The 17,050-nt window shown below is 66.2% G+C and carries 15 protein-coding genes; 8 read left to right on the top strand and 7 right to left on the bottom strand.

The genetic code is table 11. The features are described 5' to 3' along the window. Positions 1–33: 33 nt before the first annotated feature. The 4 genes from QO033_RS14255 to QO033_RS14240 form a co-directional block, all read right to left on the bottom strand. Positions 34–1,557, bottom strand: coding sequence for a tripartite tricarboxylate transporter permease (locus tag QO033_RS14255; RefSeq protein ID WP_284481649.1), 1,524 nt, complete (start codon positions 1,555–1,557; stop codon positions 34–36). Then, positions 1,557–2,012 carry a tripartite tricarboxylate transporter TctB family protein gene (locus QO033_RS14250; RefSeq protein ID WP_284481648.1) on the bottom strand — a complete coding sequence of 152 codons (456 nt, stop codon included), beginning with the start codon at positions 2,010–2,012 and terminating at the stop codon, positions 1,557–1,559. Before QO033_RS14250 ends, QO033_RS14255 begins: the two co-directional genes overlap by 1 nt. 107 nt (positions 2,013–2,119) lie before the next feature. Then, positions 2,120–3,103, bottom strand: a complete 984-nt coding sequence (locus tag QO033_RS14245; RefSeq protein WP_284481647.1) for a Bug family tripartite tricarboxylate transporter substrate binding protein — start codon at positions 3,101–3,103, stop codon at positions 2,120–2,122. A gap of 73 nt (positions 3,104–3,176) precedes the next feature. Further along, positions 3,177–4,424, bottom strand: a complete 1,248-nt coding sequence (locus QO033_RS14240; protein ID WP_284481646.1) for an NAD(P)/FAD-dependent oxidoreductase — start codon at positions 4,422–4,424, stop codon at positions 3,177–3,179. Between the two features lie 101 nt (positions 4,425–4,525). On the opposite strand from QO033_RS14240, the gene QO033_RS14235 reads away from it, so the two are divergent. Next, the gene (locus QO033_RS14235; protein ID WP_284481645.1) at positions 4,526–5,443 is read left to right on the top strand and encodes a LysR family transcriptional regulator; all 918 of its coding nucleotides are present in this window, start codon (positions 4,526–4,528) and stop codon (positions 5,441–5,443) included. A 181-nt stretch (positions 5,444–5,624) separates the two neighbouring features. Next, positions 5,625–6,575 carry an aldo/keto reductase gene (locus QO033_RS14230; protein WP_284481644.1) on the top strand — a complete coding sequence of 317 codons (951 nt, stop codon included), beginning with the start codon at positions 5,625–5,627 and terminating at the stop codon, positions 6,573–6,575. Between the two features lie 60 nt (positions 6,576–6,635). Here QO033_RS14230 and QO033_RS14225 read toward each other — a convergent pair whose 3' ends face one another. The 3 genes from QO033_RS14225 to QO033_RS14215 are packed head-to-tail and all read right to left on the bottom strand — an operon-like array spanning position 6,636 to position 8,741. Next, on the bottom strand, positions 6,636–7,148 hold the full coding sequence (locus tag QO033_RS14225) for an Lrp/AsnC family transcriptional regulator (protein WP_284481643.1): 513 nt from the start codon (positions 7,146–7,148) through the stop codon (positions 6,636–6,638). After that, positions 7,145–8,005 carry a VOC family protein gene (locus QO033_RS14220; protein WP_284481642.1) on the bottom strand — a complete coding sequence of 287 codons (861 nt, stop codon included), beginning with the start codon at positions 8,003–8,005 and terminating at the stop codon, positions 7,145–7,147. Before QO033_RS14220 ends, QO033_RS14225 begins: the two co-directional genes overlap by 4 nt. Before the next feature lie 28 nt (positions 8,006–8,033). Continuing rightward, on the bottom strand, positions 8,034–8,741 hold the full coding sequence (locus tag QO033_RS14215) for an SDR family oxidoreductase (RefSeq protein ID WP_284481641.1): 708 nt from the start codon (positions 8,739–8,741) through the stop codon (positions 8,034–8,036). A 206-nt stretch (positions 8,742–8,947) separates the two neighbouring features. Between QO033_RS14215 and QO033_RS14210 the strand changes: the two genes are divergently transcribed. The 6 genes from QO033_RS14210 to QO033_RS14185 are packed head-to-tail and all read left to right on the top strand — an operon-like array spanning position 8,948 to position 17,045. Then, positions 8,948–10,540: an ABC transporter substrate-binding protein gene (locus QO033_RS14210; protein ID WP_284481640.1), complete on the top strand. Its 1,593-nt coding sequence runs from the start codon at positions 8,948–8,950 to the stop codon at positions 10,538–10,540. Between the two features lie 57 nt (positions 10,541–10,597). Further along, complete coding sequence (locus QO033_RS14205; RefSeq protein ID WP_284481639.1) at positions 10,598–11,587, top strand: ABC transporter permease; 990 nt, start codon at positions 10,598–10,600, stop codon at positions 11,585–11,587. Next, a complete protein-coding gene (locus tag QO033_RS14200) occupies positions 11,584–12,462 on the top strand; it encodes an ABC transporter permease (protein WP_284481638.1) in 879 nt (292 codons plus the stop codon). The genes QO033_RS14205 and QO033_RS14200 overlap by 4 nt, the downstream gene beginning before the upstream one ends. After that, on the top strand, positions 12,459–14,102 hold the full coding sequence (locus QO033_RS14195) for an ABC transporter ATP-binding protein (protein WP_284481637.1): 1,644 nt from the start codon (positions 12,459–12,461) through the stop codon (positions 14,100–14,102). Before QO033_RS14200 ends, QO033_RS14195 begins: the two co-directional genes overlap by 4 nt. A gap of 10 nt (positions 14,103–14,112) precedes the next feature. After that, on the top strand, positions 14,113–15,744 hold the full coding sequence (locus QO033_RS14190; RefSeq protein WP_284481636.1) for an aminotransferase class V-fold PLP-dependent enzyme: 1,632 nt from the start codon (positions 14,113–14,115) through the stop codon (positions 15,742–15,744). Further along, positions 15,741–17,045, top strand: a complete 1,305-nt coding sequence (locus tag QO033_RS14185; RefSeq protein WP_284481635.1) for an NAD(P)/FAD-dependent oxidoreductase — start codon at positions 15,741–15,743, stop codon at positions 17,043–17,045. Before QO033_RS14190 ends, QO033_RS14185 begins: the two co-directional genes overlap by 4 nt. Positions 17,046–17,050 lie beyond the last annotated feature (5 nt).

Raw genomic sequence — 17,050 nt, 5'->3', positions numbered from 1 at the left:
ATCGGCGGGCGGATGGGGGCGCCTGCCGAAGTCTCAGTCGTCGTCTTCCGAAAACTTCGGGCTGCGCCGCGCCAGCCGCGCCCGCAGCCCCGGCATGAAGACCGAGGCGATGAACAGCAGGCTCAGCCCCATGAAGGTGGCGCTGATCGGGCTTTCGAAGAACACCATCAGATCGCCTTTCGACAGTAGCATGGCGCGGCGGAAGTTCTCCTCCAGGATCGGGCCCAGGATGAAGCCCAGCAGAACCGGCGTGGCGGGAAAGCCGGTGCGCCGCATCAGATAGCCGAGGATGCCGAAGCCCAGCACCACGAAGATATCGAAGACATTGTTGTCGGCAGAATAGACGCCGAGGCAGATGAAGATCAGGATGCCCGGATAGAGCAGGTGATAGGGGATGCTCAGCAGTTTGACCCAGAGCCCGATCAGCGGGATGTTCAGAACCAGCAGCAGCAGGTTGCCAACCCAGAAGCTGATGATCAGCCCCCAGAACATCTGCGGCTGGTCGTTGATCAGGTTCGGGCCGGGCGTGATGCCGTGCAGGATCATTGCCCCCATCAACACTGCAACCACCGCATCGCCTGGAATGCCGAGGCTGAGGGTGGGGATGAAGGCGGCCTGAACGGAGGCGTTGTTGGCGGCTTCGGGGGCGGAGATCCCCTCCAGCGCGCCCTTGCCGAATTTCTCCGGTGTCTTCGACAGCCGCATTTCGGTGGCATAGGCCATCAGCGAGGCGATGCCGGGGCCGGTGCCGGGCAGCGCCCCGATGAACGAGCCGATGGCAGAGCCGCGCAGCGTCGGCCAGGCGATCTGCTTCCACTCGGATCGGGTGGGCAGCATGTCGGTGAAACGGATGCGGCCGACCTTCTGCAGCACCCCCTGCGGCTGGCCGATGTTGGCGATGATCTCGGCCACGCCGAAAAGGCCCATGGCGACAGCCACCAGGCTGAAGCCATCGGCCAGCTCGAAGGCGCCGAAGGTGAAGCGGAACTGGCCGGTGTTCACATCCGTGCCCACCATCCCCAGCGCCAGCCCGAAGACCACCATCGCCAGCGCCTTGAAGGGCGAGCCCAGGGTCATGGTCGAGGCGGCGACAAGCCCCAGCAGGATCACCGCGAAATAATCCTCCGCCCCGAATTCCAGCGCGAATTCCGCGATCAGCGGGGCGAAGCCCATCACCAGAACGATGGCGATGGAGGAGCCGACGAAGCTGTTGATGGCGGTGACGAAGATCGCCAGCGGCGCCTTTCCCTGCCGCGCCATCGGATAGCCGTCCAGGCAGGTGATCGCGGCGGTGGCGGTGCCGGGTAGGTTCAGCAGGATCGAGGCAGTGGAGCCGCCGTATTGCGCGCCGTAGAAGATGCCTGCCAGCATGATCAGCGCGTCGGTGGGGTCGAGGTAATAGGTCAGCGGCAGCGCCAGGGAGATCGCCGCCAGCGCGCCGATCCCCGGCAGCACTCCGACGAAGGTGCCGACGCTGACGCCGATGAAGCAATACATCAGCGCATGCCAGGTGAAGGCGGTCAGAATACCGGTTTCGATGCCCTGCAGCAAATCCATCACGACGCTCCGACGGCTTTGAGGGGCAGGCCAAGGCCCCAGATGAACACCAGCGTGCCGAAGACCGCCATGAACAGCGCCACCAGTAACAGGGCTGGCCAGTCACTGCGGCGTTCGGCCAGGCCGGCGATGGCGATCAGCAGCAGCGCGGCGGGAACATAACCGATCCGCTCGACGCTGAAGGCGAAGACCAGAACGCTGGCCACGGTGAAGAGGACCGCGCGCCAGGCGAAGGGCTCGTCCGCGGCGCCGGCGGCGGCGCGGCTGCGCCGGGTTTCCGCCAGCACCCCGAGCCCCATCAGCGCCAGCGCGACGCCGATCACCATCGGGAAGAACCCCGGGCCGGGGCGCAGCAGCGTGCCCAGCGGATAGCTTGCGGCGCCGAGCGCGAACAGGAGGCCGCCCAGCACGACGACGGCACCGGGCAGATAGGAGAGGAGAGAGGATTTGATCACGGGCGGCGCTCCGATGCGCACTCGGGGAGGGAGATCGCGGTGGACGATATCGAAAAAGGCGGGCCCGGTCCGCCCGAAGACGGGGCCGGGCCCTCAGTCGGGGAGTGTTACTTCTTCAGCCCCGCCGCGTCGACAACGCCGGTCCATTTCTCGACCTCGGCGGCGATGAAAGCCTTGGATTTCGCAGGCGGCATGCCTTCGACCAGGAAGCCGCGCTCCTTGAAGATCGCCTGCAGCTCATCGGTTTTCAGCGCCGCGTCGATGGCAGCGTAAAGCTTGTCGAGCACTTCGGGCGGCGTACCGGCCGGGGCGAAAACCCCCTGCCAGGAGAAGGCGGCATAGCCGGGCAGGCCGGCCTCGGCGATGGTCGGCACGTCCTTGAGCAGATAGTGCTCCTGGGTGCCGGTAACGCCGAGCGCGCGCAGTCGGCCGGAGTTGATGTATTCGGAGGTCACCAGGATGTCGCCGAACATGGCGTCGATCCGGCCGCCCAGCAGATCCTGCAGCGCCGCGGCCGAGCCCTTGTAGGGGACGTGGACCAGCTTGGTGCCGGATTCCAGAGCGAACAGCTCGCCGGCCATATGCATCGAGGTGCCGACGCCGGGGGTGCCGTGGGTGAAGGTGTCGGGGTTCGCTTTGGCATAGGCGATCACGTCTTCGACCGACTTGAAATCGCTCTCGGAATTGACCACCAGCACCAGCGGCGAGGAGATCACGATGCTGACCGGATCGAAATCGGCGGTGGGGCTGTAGGGCAGGTCGTCGCGCAGCGCCGCGCTGATCGCGTTGGAGCCGGTGACGCCCATCAGCAGGGTGTAGCCGTCGGGATCGGATTTGGCGACATAGTTGGCGCCGACGGTGCCGCCGGCGCCGCCGCGGTTCTCCACCGCCACCGGCTGGCCGAGCGGGCCGGAAATCGCCTCGCCGATCTTGCGGGCCAGCAGGTCGGTCGAGCCGCCGGGCGGGAAGGGCACCACGATGGTGATCGGCTTGTCGGGATAGCTGTCGGCGGCCAGGACCGCCGAGGGGCCGAGCCCGGTGGTCAGCGCCAGCGCTGCTGCGCCAAGCCCTTTCAGAAAGTGTCTACGCATTTCGAAACCTCCGTTTCTGCTGGAAATCGACCCTTTTGCGGGCCTTCTGGGTATTCAGTCATCTCGGCGCCGGTCATGGCAACAGGCCGAAGCGGTCGGGGGCGAAGGCGCTGAGATCGACCTGCGCCGCGCGTCCGGAGATCAGATTGGCCAGCTCGCGCCCGGTGGTGGCGCCGCCGCACATGCCGACATGGCCATGGCCGAAGCCGAGCCAGGCGTTTTCGACCTTCGGCGCCCGGCCGATCACCGGCATGGAATCGGGCATGCAGGGACGGTGCCCCATCCAGACGGTATGCGGGTCTGGGCGCATCTTCGGAAACATCGTGCGCCCCACGGTCAGAAGCGACTCGGCCCGGGCATAGTTCGGCGCCGCCTTCAGCCCGGCCAGTTCCACCGTGCCGGCCAGCCTCAGCCCCATCGACATCGGGTTGACCATGATATTCTGCTCCACCGCCATCACGTTGCGATTGAGGGTGACACCGGGATCGGTGACGGTGACGTGATAGCCGCGCTGGCTTTCCAGCGGAACCCTGGCGCCCAGCATCCGGGTCAGCTGCCCAGACCAGGCGCCGGCGGCGATCACCACCGCATCCACCGCCACCTCGCGGCCGTCGTCCAGCCGCAGCGCATCGACACGGGAGCCGGTCTTGCGAAACCCGGTGACGCGGGCGCGGATGTGGCTGGCGCCATCGGTCAGCGCCTGGCCGTAGATCGCCTTGACCAGCGCCGAAGGGTCGGGGGTTGAGCCGTTGTCGGGGGCGAATTGGCCGAAGCCGAACGAGCCGCGCAGATCGGGCTCCAGTTCGAACAGCTCTTCGGCCTCCAACTCCTGCATCTCGACACCCAGGCTGCGGCGCAGGTTGGCGCCCCAGGACCATTTCTGCGCCGATGCGCGCGAGGAATAGACATAGAGACAGCCGTTCTGCCGCATCAGCGACATTGCCCCGGCGCGTTGCAGCAGCGGCGTATAGGCATCGAAGACCGGCGCCAGCAGGCCGCGCATCGCGGTGGCGATCCGGGTGACCTCCCGTTCGTTGGCATAACGCAGGAATCGCATCAGCCAGGGCAGGACGGTGGGCAGGTAATGGCTGCGGATCACCAGCGGCCCATCCGGGTCGAGCAGCCATTTCGGAACCCGTTTCCACATGCCGGGCATGGCCACGGGCAGCACCGCGCTGGGGGACAGCGATCCGGCGTTGCCGAAGGAACAGGCCTCGCCGGCCTCCTTCGGGTCGAAGAAGGTGACACTGTGGCCGTCGCGCTGCAGCCAGGCGGCCGTTGCCGCGCCGACGACGCCGGTGCCGATGATTCCGATATGCATGCCGGTGTCCGGTCGTTTCCCTGTTGGTCTTTGAAACGATTGTCCGGCTCCGCGTAAAATAATACAAACGAAATGAATTTAATCTCTCATAAGGTTTTCTGATGCCTGTCTCTCTGCGCCAGTTGCGGGCCTTTCGGGCGGTGGCGGATGCTGCCAGCTTCACTGGCGCGGCGGAGCGTCTGAACCTGACGCAATCCGCCGTCAGCATGCTGATCCGCCAGTTCGAGGAAGAGCTGAAGGTACCGTTGTTCGTGCGCACCGGGCGTGGCGCGCGGCTGACCGAATTCGGCACCCAAATCCGGCCGACGGTGATGCGGGTGCTGTCGGATCTGCAGAACATCGACGATTCCGCCGCCGATCTGCGGTCTCTGCAGCGCGGGCATCTCCGGCTGGCGGTGCCGCAGATGCTGGGCTGTTGCTGGCTGCCACCTGTTCTGGGGCGGTTTCGCGCGCTGTACCCGGATGTCGAGGTCACGGTGCTGGAAAGCGCCGGCGATGGGGTGATCGAGGTGGTGGCCCGCGGCGATGCGGAAATCGGCATCGGGCCGGAACGGCCGCTGATCAACGGCGTCTCGGCGGAATTCCTCTGGGAGGTGCCGATGCGGCTGGTGGTCTCGGCGGGATCGCGGCTGGCCGTTTCCGGGTGCCGTCCGGCGCTGGAGGATCTCGAACAGTCGCGCTGGATCAATTACTCGGACGATTTCAGCGAGGTGCTGCATCGCGCGCTTCTGGGCACCCGCAGCATGCCGGGGGCGCAGGACATGCGGGTGCTGGGGCTGATGAGCGCCATGGCACTGATCGGGACGGAGGATTTCGTCACCGTGGCGCCGGCCTATGCCGGCCTTTTCTCCGGCGTCTTCGGGCTCAGGTTCCTGTCCTTCGACGGGCCGGCCAGCCGCCGCCGGTTCCTGCAATACATCCGGGCGCGCCACGATCTGTCGCCGGCGGCGGAGGCTTTCTTGCGGCTGGCACGCGACAGCGCCCCGACCGAACCCGCCGGGGATGGAAACATCGACTGAAACTTCGACCGGGAGGTCCGGGGGCGGGTGCCGCATTGGCGGGCAAGGGGCAGGGCACCGGGGGTGGATTTCGGCCTGCGGGCTTGCCTTCGGCGGCGCGGGCTGCATGTCTTGCCCGGACGGTTCCGGGACATATGCAAAGGTCGCCGGGACAAGGCTTTGAAAGGCAAGGAGAATCGAAATGGAGATGAGGCAACTCGGCAAGACCGGGCTGAAAACGGCGCCGATCGTCTTTGGCGGCAACGTCTTCGGCTGGACCGCGGATGAGGCGGAGAGCTTCCGCATTCTCGACGCCTTCGTCGATCACGGTTTCAACGCGATCGATACCGCGGATGTCTATTCCGCCTGGGCCCCCGGCCATAAGGGCGGTGAATCGGAAAGCGTGCTGGGCAAATGGCTGGCCGCCCGCCCCGGCATGCGCGACCGGATCACGCTGTTCACCAAGGTCGGGTTCGAGCTGGGGCCGGAGGAGAAGGGCCTGTCTGAGGCCTGGATCCTGAAGGCCGTCGACAATTCCCTGGCCCGGCTGGGGATCGAGACCATCGATCTTTATTTCTCCCATACCCCGGATGCCTCCGTCACCCATGCCGAAACCTTGGGCGCCTATGACAAGCTGCTGAAGGCCGGCAAGATTCGGGCGATCGGCGCTTCCAACTATGATGCGGAGATGCTGGGCGCCGCGCTGGAGGTCTCCGAGCGCGAGGGGCTGCCGGCCTATCAGGTGCTGCAACCGGAATATAACCTCTATGACCGGGCCGGGTTCGAAGGCGCGCTGGCCGATTTCTGCATCGACAACGACATCGCCGTGGTGACCTATTTCAGCCTCGCCTCCGGCTTTCTCAGCGGCAAGTACCGCAGCGAGGCCGATCTGGAGGGCCGCGCCCGGGCGCATCGGCTGCACAGTTACATGAACCCCAGGGGCATGGCGCTTCTGGACGCGCTGGAGGCGGTGGCGGCGACGCATGGTGCCAGGCCGGCAGAGGTCGCGCTGGCCTGGGTGATGGCCCGGCCCGGGGTGACGGCGCCGATTGCCAGCGCCACCAGCGTCGCCCAGGTCGAGAGCTTCGCCCGCGCCGCGACGCTGCGCCTGAGCGCCGAGGAGATGGGGCAGCTCACTTCTGCCGGCGCCTGATCGGGGCGTGTTCCGGCCCCGGGCGGACGCACGCGCCGCCCGGGGCCATGATCCCGGACGTTACAGGTATTTCGTCGGGATCGCGGTGGTGAACTTCAGTTCCTCCATCGAGATCATCGAGTTGACCTGACTGAATTCCAGCCGCTCGATCATCCGCTTGTAGACCGCGTCGTAAGAGGCCATGTCCGGCACCGCCACCTTGAGGATGTAATCCACCGTTCCGGTCAGCCGGTAGGCTTCGAGCACCTCGGGGATCTCGTCGATCAGGGCGCGGAACCGTTTCAGCCAGTCGATCTCGTGCCGCGAGGTGCTGACGCCGATGAAGACGGTCAGTGGTACATTCGCCCGGGTCTGGTCCACCAGGGCGACGCGGCCCTTGATCAGCCCGGCCTCTTCCATCCGCTTGATGCGGCGCCAGCAGGGGTTGGCCGACAGGCCCACCGCCTCCGATATCGCCTGCACCGGGGTGTCGCTGTCCTGCTGCAACATATCCAGAATGCGCTGGTCGATCTCGTCGAAGGTGATGCTCTCGGCTGGTTTCGAGCCGGTCTTGCGGGGCTTGGGATCGGTCATGCGGGAACGAATTCCACGATGACGCCGGCGGCGTGTTCCGGGCCGGCGGCGAGCCCGGCGGCAGTGCTGATCGGTGTGATCCCGGCCTTGGTCAGGCAGGCCTCAGCCGCGGCCATGTCGGCGACCTTGATCTGCAGCACGGTGAAGGCGCCCTGGGCGGTGGCGGCCAGATCGGCGCCGGGGTATGCGGCGGCCATCGCCGCGGGGGTGACCAGTTTCAGCGGTGCGGAATTCTCGCCGGTGGTGACGGTCGATACCCCGTCCTCGGTGTGGACGCTGCCCGCCGCCCAGAGCCGGGCGAAGCCAGCCGCATCCTGCTCCGGCGTGTCGGAGAGCGCCAGGATCGCGCTCAGCCCGCGGGCGGTGTTGGCGTGGGTCAGAAGCTCGGGGATCCAGACGGTTTCGCGGGTCTTGTGCTGGCACATGAAGACGATGCCGCGCGGCACTTCGCTGGCGACATAGGAGATGGTGGAAAAGGCCGCTTCGCCCTCGCTGCCGTCGGGCAGGGGCACCGGCCGGGCGAAGCTGTTCAGCCCCTCGGTGGCGATCCCCAGATCGGTCAGCGCCTTCGCGGCGGCGGCGGCATCGTCGATCCGGCAGGCGATCGCCAGCAGGCCCTGGCCGGTGGTTTCCAGCGTGGCGCGGCGCGCGGCGTTCAGCTCGGTCGGCTTCAGGATGCCCAGCAGTTCAAAGTAATCCTGCGGGAACATGATGGTGTAATTGGCCGTGCCCTTGGCCTCGGAATGGGTGCCGCGCGGCGACAGCGTGAAGCCGAGCGCGGCATATTGTTCGGCGGCATCATCGAGATCATTAACAAGTGCGAAGCAGTGATCGATACCTTTGACGGGATGTGTCATGTGATGTCTCCTTGGGGGTGAGCAGGGCTCAGCGGCGCACTGGCGCCAGTACGATTTCATGAACAGCGACGCCGGGGGACATCCCGGCGACATAGAGCGCGGTCTGGGCCATATCCTCGGGCTGGATCATCGCGGCCATCAGCGCCGGGTCGAAGCCGGGCCGCCGGGTCAGCAGCGGCGTCGCCACCTCGGCCGGGCAGAGTGCGGTGGAGCGGATGCCATTCACCCCCTCCTGATCGTTGAGGCTGGAGGAGATGTCGGAGAGCGCGTGTTTCGAGGCGCCGTAGACCACGCCGCCGACGGCGGAGTGATAGCGCCCGGCCCAGCTGGAGGTGTGGATCATGATGCCGTCCTGCTGCGCCCGCATCACCGGCAGGCAGGCGGCGATCACGTTCAGCGCGCCGGTGATGTTGACGTCGATTACCCGGTCCCAGCTGTCCCAGTCGAGCTCGGCCCAGCTGCGCTTGGGGATGTTGAGCCCGGCGTTGTTGCACAGCACCTGCAACCCACCGCCCCAGGCGGCGACCTCTTCGGCGGCGGCGGCCATGCCGGGGCGGTCGGTGACATCGCCGGGCAGGATCAGCGCCCGGGCCCCCTCAAGCGACGCGGCGACCTCTTCCAGGCTGTCGCGCGACCGCGCGGTCAGCGCGACATCATAGCCGGCCCCGGCGAAGGCGTGCGCCATCGCGGCCCCGATCCCGGATCCTGCACCGGTAATCCAAACGGTTCTGGACAAGTGGACTCTCCCCTGCGTTTGTCTTCATGTTTTAATATGTATCCCAAGGTTTGAACATGCCATAGATATTTTTTCCAACTTCTGTCTCAAAATTGGGAATTTGTTTGAAGATTTATATTGACGGCATATGCCTCAGAGGCGCAGGTTTGGCCGGGTAACGAGAAACCGGGCCCGAGACGGGCCGAACCGACTGGGAGCTAAGCAACATGACATCCTATTTCAGATCTCTGGGCCTTGCCCTGGCTGCAGCGGGGGCGCTTACCACCGCGTCCGCCGTTGCCCAGGCGGAAGAGGTGCAGAAAGGCGGCACCGTGGTGGTGCAGATGAAGGGGGAGCAGCGCATCCTGAACCCCGGTCTGCGCGCCTCCACCGGGGTCTATTACATCACCGGCAAGATCATGGAGCCGCTGATCGACAAGAGCTACGAGGGCTATGAGCCGGTGCTGGCGACCGACTGGTCCTCCTCGGACGATGGCCTGCACATCACCCTGAAACTGCGCGAAGGGGTGAACTGGCACGATGGCAAACCCTTCACCTGCGACGACGTGGCCTTCAGCGCCATGGAGCTGTGGAAGAAGCTGCTGAACTATTCCTCGGCGCTGCAGGCGAACCTGGAGTCGGTCGATTGTCCCGATCCGCACACCGCTGTCTTCAACTACTCCAAGCCGATGCCGATGGATCTGTTCCTCGCGGCCATGCCCGACCTCGGCCATCCGGTGCCCAAGCATCTCTATGAAGGCACCGACATCCTGAAGAACAAGTACAACACCGCCCCGGTCGGCACCGGGCCGTTCAAGTTCGTCGAGTATCAGCGCGGCCAATATGTCATGGCGGTGAAGAACGACGATTACTGGCGTGAGGGCTACCCCTATCTGGACCGGATCGTGTGGCGCTTCATCAACGACAAATCGGCAGCCGCCGCCGCCCTTGAATCGGGTGAGGTGCAGGAATCCGGCTTCATCGGGATTTCCATGGCCGATATCGAGCGTCTGTCGAAGGACGACCGGTTCGACGTCGGCACCATGGGCTATGAGAACAACGTTGCCCACTCCACTGTCGAGTTCAACCACCGTAACCCGATCCTGGCCGATCTGAAGGTCCGTCAGGCGATGTACCACGGGCTGGACATCGACTACGCGATCAAGACGATCATGCGCGGCTATGCCAAGCCGGGCCGCGGCCCGATCCCGACCGCGGGCGGCGCCAACTACACCGATCAGGTGCCGACCTATGCCTATGATCCCGAACTGGCCAAGAAGATGCTGGACGAAGCCGGCTATCCGGTGAAGGACGACGGCTATCGCTTCCACCTGCGGCACCGTCCGGCGCCCTGGGGCGAATACACCCAGCTCTGGGCTGAGTATTACGCCCAGGCGATGAAAGAAATCGGCATCGATGTCGAGATTCTGACCAACGACGCGCCGGGCTTCCTGAAAGGCGTCTATCGCGACCACGATTTCGATACCGCCAACGGCTGGCACCAGTTCCGCTCGGACCCGGCGGTTTCCACCATGGTCTGGCTGCGTTCGGGCCAGCCGGAAGGCACCCCGTGGACCAACCAGTTCGGCTGGAAAGACGCGGAAATCGACCAGATGATCGACGATGCCGCCTCTGAGCTGGACCCGGCCAAACGCGCCGAGATGTATCACACCATCCAGGCCAAGGCGATGGAAGAACTGCCGGTGATCTTCGCCATCGAGCATCCCTTCATCTCGGTCACCTCGAAGAAACTCCACAACCACCACAACACCCCGCGGTGGAACTCTTCGAGCTGGTACGACCTCTGGATCGAACAGTAACCTGATCCGACGGGCGGGCGCCGCAGGGTGCCCGCCCGCACCGCGAAGGACCGCGACATGAGATTTCCCTTTCCCCCGATTCTGATCTACGCGCTGCGCCGCCTGCTGCAGGCGGTACCGGTGGTCATCCTGATCATGATCGGCACCTTCCTGCTGCTGAAGCTGGCGCCGGGCGATACCGTCGATGCGCTGGTCGGCGACATGGGCGGCGCCGATGCCGACTTCATCGCCCGGCTGCGCGCCGAATACGGGCTGGACCAGCCCGTCTGGGTGCAGCTCTGGCGCTATATGACCAAGCTCGCCACCTTCGATTTCGGCTGGTCCTTCGTTTACGAGCAACCGGTTTCCACCGTTCTGATGGACCGGCTCGGCACCACGCTTCTGCTGATGGCGACCTCGCTGTCGATTGCCTTCACCGTTGGCACCGCACTGGGCGCCATCGCCGCACGGCGGGCCTATTCCGCCACCGACAACCTGATTTCGGTACTGGGGCTGGTGTTCTACGCCACGCCGTCCTTCTTCCTGTCGCTGATGATGATGCTGCTGTTTTCGGTCAAGCTGGGCTGGCTGCCGGTTGGCGGCATCAAGACCATCGCCGGTTTCTATACCGGCTGGGATCATGTCATCGACGTCGCCAAGCACCTGATCATGCCGACGGCGGCGCTGTCGCTGATCTATCTCTCCTTCTACCTGCGGTTGATGCGGGCCTCCGTTCTGGAGGTGGCCGATCTCGACTATGTCCGCACCGCGCGCGCCAAGGGGGCAGGGGAGATGCGGCTGATGATCCACCACATCATGCGCAACGCGCTCTTGCCGGTGGTGACGCTGCTGGGGCTGCAGTTTTCCACCGTGCTCGGCGGCTCCGTCGTGGTCGAGACCATCTTCACCCTGCCGGGGCTGGGGCAGCTCGCCTATCAGGCCGTCGTGCAGCGCGACATGAACACACTGATGGGCATCATCTTCCTCTGTGCCCTGATCGTCGTCGTCGTCAACTTCCTCACTGACCTGCTCTATGCACGTCTCGACAGCCGGATCGAACTCGCATGACCTCGCTCGACACCGATCTTTCCCCCGCCGAACCGCCCCGCCTGGTGGTGTTCTGGCGCCGTTACCGGCGCAACCGGGCCGCCCTCCTGGGACTGGCGATCTTCGTTCTGGTGGTGCTGATGGCGCTGACCGCGGGCATCGTCGATCCCGACGATCCGCTGCGCCGTGCCGGCGTGCCGCTGACGCCGCCCTTCACCGACTGGTCGACACCCCTGGGCACCGATCAGCTGGGCCGCGACGTGCTGTCGGGCGTGTTCTACGGTGCCCGCATCTCGCTTCTGATCGGGGTGGTTGCGACCCTGGTCGCCATCGCCATCGGCGTCGTCATCGGCGCGCTTGCCGGCTATTTCGGCGGCTGGGTCGATGACGTGCTGATGCGGGTGACCGAGGCGTTCCAGACCATCCCGAACTTCGTGCTGCTGCTGACGCTGGTGGCAATCCTGGGATCGAAGATCGAATGGATCACGCTGGCCATCGGTATCGTCAGTTGGACCGCGCCGGCGCGCATGGTCCGGGCCGAGTTCATGTCGCTGAGGGGGCGTGAATTCGTCGATGCGGCGCGCAACCTCGGGGTGTCGAACACCGCGATCATCTTCAAGGAAATCCTGCCCAACGCGCTGCCGCCCATCGTGGTCTATGCCTCGGTGATCATGGCGCTTTCGATCCTGCTGGAAAGCGCGCTGGCCTTCCTGGCGCTGGGGGATCCCAACTACGCCAGCTGGGGCAACATGATCGGCCAGGGCCGCGCTGTGCTGCGCTCCGCCCCCTATTGCGCCGTCATTCCCGGCATCGCCATCGTCCTGACCGTGCTGTCCTTCTCGCTCCTCGGCGAAGGGCTGAACGACGCGCTGAACCCGAGGCAGAAGAAACAATGACAGATACGCCTCCCATCCTGCAAATCCGCGACCTCAAGATCGCCCTGCCCAAGGGCGCCGACCGGCCCTTTGCGCTCGAAGGGCTCGACCTGACCATCAACCCGGGCGAGATCGTCTGCTTGGTCGGCGAATCCGGGTCTGGCAAGTCGCTGTGCGCGGGCGCCATCATGCGGCTGTTGCCGGAACCCCACGTGCATGTCGCCGGCGGTGCGATCCGCTTCATGGGCGACGAACTGCTGGCCAAGACCGAGACCGAGATGCGTGGCATCCGGGGCGAGGATATCGCCATGATCTTCCAGGAGCCGATGACCGCGCTCAACCCGCAGAAGACCGTGGGCTGGCAGCTGGACGAGGTGCTGCGGCTGCACACGAAGATGAACAAGGCCGAGCGCAAGGCGCGCGCCATCGAGATGCTGACACGGGTGCACATCCCCGATCCCGCCTCGGCCTATAACGCCTATCCGCACCAGATCTCGGGCGGTCAGCGGCAGCGGGTGATGATCGCCCAGGCGCTGTCGCTGTCGCCGAAGCTGATCATCGCCGACGAGCCGACCACCGCGCTCGACGTGACCACGCAGCTGCAGATCCTCAAGCTGATCCGCGAGCTGCAGGAACAGGAGGGCGCCGGCGTCCTCTTCATCACCCACGACTTCGGCGTGGTGGCAGAGATCGCCGACAAGGTTGCGGTCCTGTGCCGGGGTGAAATGGTCGAACAGGGGCCGGCGAAAGAGGTGCTGAACAACCCGCAGCATGCCTATACCCGTGCGCTGATCGGTGCGGTGCCGGCGCTGACGCCGCCGCCGGTCAAGCCGGTGACCAAGGCGCCGGTGGTGCTGAAGGGCACCGGGCTGAAGAAGACCTTCGCCGCCCGCGGCGGGCTGCTGTCGGGCAAGCGCAAGGCGGTCACCGCCGTCAAGGATCTGACTTTTCAGCTGCATCAGGGCGAAACCCTGGGCGTGGTGGGGGAATCCGGCTCGGGCAAGACCACGGTGTCGCGTATCGTCACCCGGCTGCTGGAATGCGACGCCGGCAAGGTGGAGATGGACGGCAAGGACCTGCTGGCCTGTTCGCCGGCGGAGCTGCGGGCCATGCGCAAGCATATCCAGATGGTGTTCCAGGACCCGATGGCCTCGCTCAACCCGCGCAAGCGGGTGGTCGATCTGATCGCCCAGGGCCCGATCGTCCATGGCGTCGATCCCGACAAGGCCCGCGCCGACGCCCGCCGCCTGCTGGAGCTGGTCGAACTGTCGCCGGCCGCCGCCAACCGGTTCCCGCATGAGTTCTCGGGCGGGCAGCGGCAGCGGATCGGCATCGCCCGGGCGCTGGCGCTGGAGCCGAAGGTAATCGTCGCTGATGAACCGGTCTCGGCGCTCGACGTCTCGGTGCAGGCGCAGGTGCTGAAGCTGCTTGCCGATCTGCGCGACCGGCTGAACCTGTCGTTGCTCTTCGTCACCCACGACCTGCGGGTGGCGGCCCAGCTCTGCGACCGGATCATCGTCATGCAGAAGGGCGAGATCGTCGAACACGGGCTGACGGCCGAGATCTTCGCCAGCCCGCAGCACCCCTATACCCGGAACTTGTTGTCTTCCATCCCCGGCCGCGACTGGACGCCCCCGTCGTTTCGCCCGGATGCCGCCTGAGGTTTTGTAAATGTCACTGGAATTCAAAGATATCCGCCGCGCTCTGATCGGCGAGGGCAGCGCTATTCCCGGTCCCTTCGGGCCGCGGGCGCTGATCTATGCGGATTATGTCGCGTCCGGGCGGTCGCTGTCGTTCATCGAGGATGCGATCCGCACCCATGTGCTGCCCTATTACGGCAACACCCATACCGAGACCTCGTTTTGCGGCCGGCGCACCACCCAGCTGCGGGAGATGGCGCGCGAGGCGGTGCGTACGGCGGTCGGCGCGGATGACGATCACGCGGTAATCTTCACCGGCGCCGGGGCCACCGGCGCGGTGGACAAGCTGGTGCGGGCGCTGGCGATGATGGGCCTGGGGCAGGGCGCGGTGGTTTTCGTCGGCCCCTATGAGCATCACTCCAACGATCTTCCCTGGCGCGAGAGCGGCGCCACGGTGGTGCGGGTGCCGCTGAACGAGGGCGGCTCGATCTGCCTGGAGACGCTGGAAGGCGCGCTGGACCGGCACCAGGGGGCGGCGCTGAAGATCGGCGCTTTTTCCGCCGCGTCCAACGTCACCGGCGTGCTGACCGATCTGCGTGCCATCGCGCGCCTGATGCATGCGCATGGCGGGCTCTGCATCGCCGATTTCGCCGCCGCCGCCCCCTATGTGCCGATCCGCCTGGCCGAGACCGCGCCGGGCGCCGGCGACCGGATCGATGCCGCGGTGATGTCGCCGCATAAATACCCCGGCGGGCCGGGAGCCTCCGGCGTGCTGGTGGCCGATCGCGGCCTCTTCGCCGGTGCCCGGCCGACGCTGGTGGGCGGCGGCACGGTGTCCTATGTCACGGCGGAGGGCCACGCCTATGTCTGTGACCCCGAGCACCGCGAAGAGGGCGGCACCCCCGCCATCGTCGACAATATCCGCGCCGGTATGGTGATGCAGCTCAAGCGGGACATGGACGATGCCCGGGTCGAGGCGCGCGAAACCACGCTGACCCGGCGGATGGAAGAGGCGCTGCGCGCGATCCCGGGGGTGGAGCTTCTGGGGCCGCGCAACGTCCCGCGTCTGGGTATCTTCTCCTTCAACATCCGGGTGAAGGATCGCTATCTGCATCACAATTACGTCGTGGCCCTGCTGAACGACCTTTTCGGCATCCAGGCGCGCGGCGGCTGTTCCTGCGCCGGCCCCTACGGCCATGCGCTCTTGCAGATCGACAGCAGCACCAGCAGCCGGCACGAGGCGGCGGTGCATGAGGGTCATACTGCCTTCCGGCCCGGCTGGGCCCGGCTGGGGGTGAACTGGTTCTTCGATGAGGAGGATGTCGACCGCATCGCCGCCGCCATCCGCTTTGTCGCCGACCACGGGCTGGAGCTGTTGCCGCATTACGCGCTGGATCTGGACCAAGGCGTCTGGCGGGCGCGCCCGCCGGTCGAGGACGCGCCGCCCGACTGCCTGTCGGCGCTCTGGTCCGAAGGCCAACCGGACGGGGCGGTGCCGCCCGCTTTCGACAGCTGCCTGGCCGAGGCGCAGGCGCTGATCGCCGCCGCCCGCCGTCTGCCCTGTCCGGAGCCGCAGGCGCTGCCCGACGAGGAAGAGGCGCTGCGCTGGTTCTGGCTGCCGCATGAGGCCGCGGTTGCGACAGAAGAAGGAGCCGCGGGATGACCGGGTCTGTCGACTTCCCCAAATCCATCTGGGCCGCCACGGCGCCGGAGCGCACGGTCACCGCGCCGCTCAAGGGCACCGAAGAAACCGATGTGGCGGTGATCGGTGCCGGTTTCACCGGCCTGTCCGCGGCGATCGAGGCGGCGAAACGCGGCCATGCGGTGACGGTACTGGAGGGCAAGGCCGCCGGCTGGGGCGCCTCGGGGCGCAACAACGGCCAGGTAATCCCGATCCTGACCAGCGCCGAGCCCGACGTCTGGGTCAGCCGCTACGGCGGGGCCGGTGAGCGGATGGTCAAGCTGATCGGCCATTCCGGCACCGTTCTGTTCGATCTGGTGCGCGAATTCGGCATGCAGGCCGAGGCCGAGCAGGCGGGCTGGTTCCAGCCGGCGCACAGCCCGGGTCGGGTGAAACTGTCGCAAAAGCGGGTCGATGCCTGGCAGCGGTTCGGCTTTCCGGCGGTCCTGAAGGACGCCAGGGAGACCGCCGAAATCCTCGGTACCGATTTCTGGTACGGCGGCATGTACAACCCCACCGGCGGCCATGTGAACCCGCTGGCGCTGGCCCGCGAGATGGCCCGCGCCGCCGAGGGGCTGGGCGCAGTGATCCATGAGCAATCGCCGGTCGTCGGCTTCGCCCGGGAGGGCGCGCAATGGGTGATCCGCACGGCGGAGGGGACGCTGAAGGCTCGCGCCCTGATCCTGGCCACCAACGCCTATACCGGGGAACTCGCGTCGCGGCTCGCCCCCCGGATCGCCCATTCCGTGGTGCCGGTGCTGAGCTGGCAGATGTCGACCGAACCCGTCAGCGACAACCTGCGCACCAAGATTCTGCCGGGTCGGCAGGCGGTGTCGGATACCCGCGGCGATCTGCGCTTCTTCCGCTACGACGCCCGCAACCGGCTGATCACCGGCGGCGCGGTGATGGGCAATTTCAATGTCGCCAACCGGGTGCGCCAGAAGGCCGCCCGCAATCTGGCCGAGGCGTTTCCCGACCTGGGAGTGCCGACCATGACCCATGTCTGGTCGGGCTTCATCGGCATGAACTGGGACCGCTTCCCGCGGGTACACCGGCTGGGTGAAAACGGCTGGGCCTGGATCGGCTGCAACGGGCGCGGTGTGGCGCTCGGCACCTCTCTGGGGCGTGAACTGGCCCGGGCGGTGACCGGGGTTCCCGAGGAGGAGCTCGCCTTGCCGGTATCCGATCCGCATCCCTTCCCGCTGCACGCGCTGGTGCGCCGGGTGGCGCCCACCTATCTCGCCTGGCTGAAACGCCAGGATCACAAAGAACTGTCCCTCTGACCGGA

This window comes from Pseudodonghicola flavimaris, assembly GCF_030164425.1.
Classification (GTDB): Bacteria; Pseudomonadota; Alphaproteobacteria; order Rhodobacterales; family Rhodobacteraceae; genus Pseudodonghicola; species Pseudodonghicola flavimaris.
The sequence above is the reverse complement of the archived record's forward strand: the minus strand, read 5'-3'. Positions and strand labels throughout refer to the sequence as shown.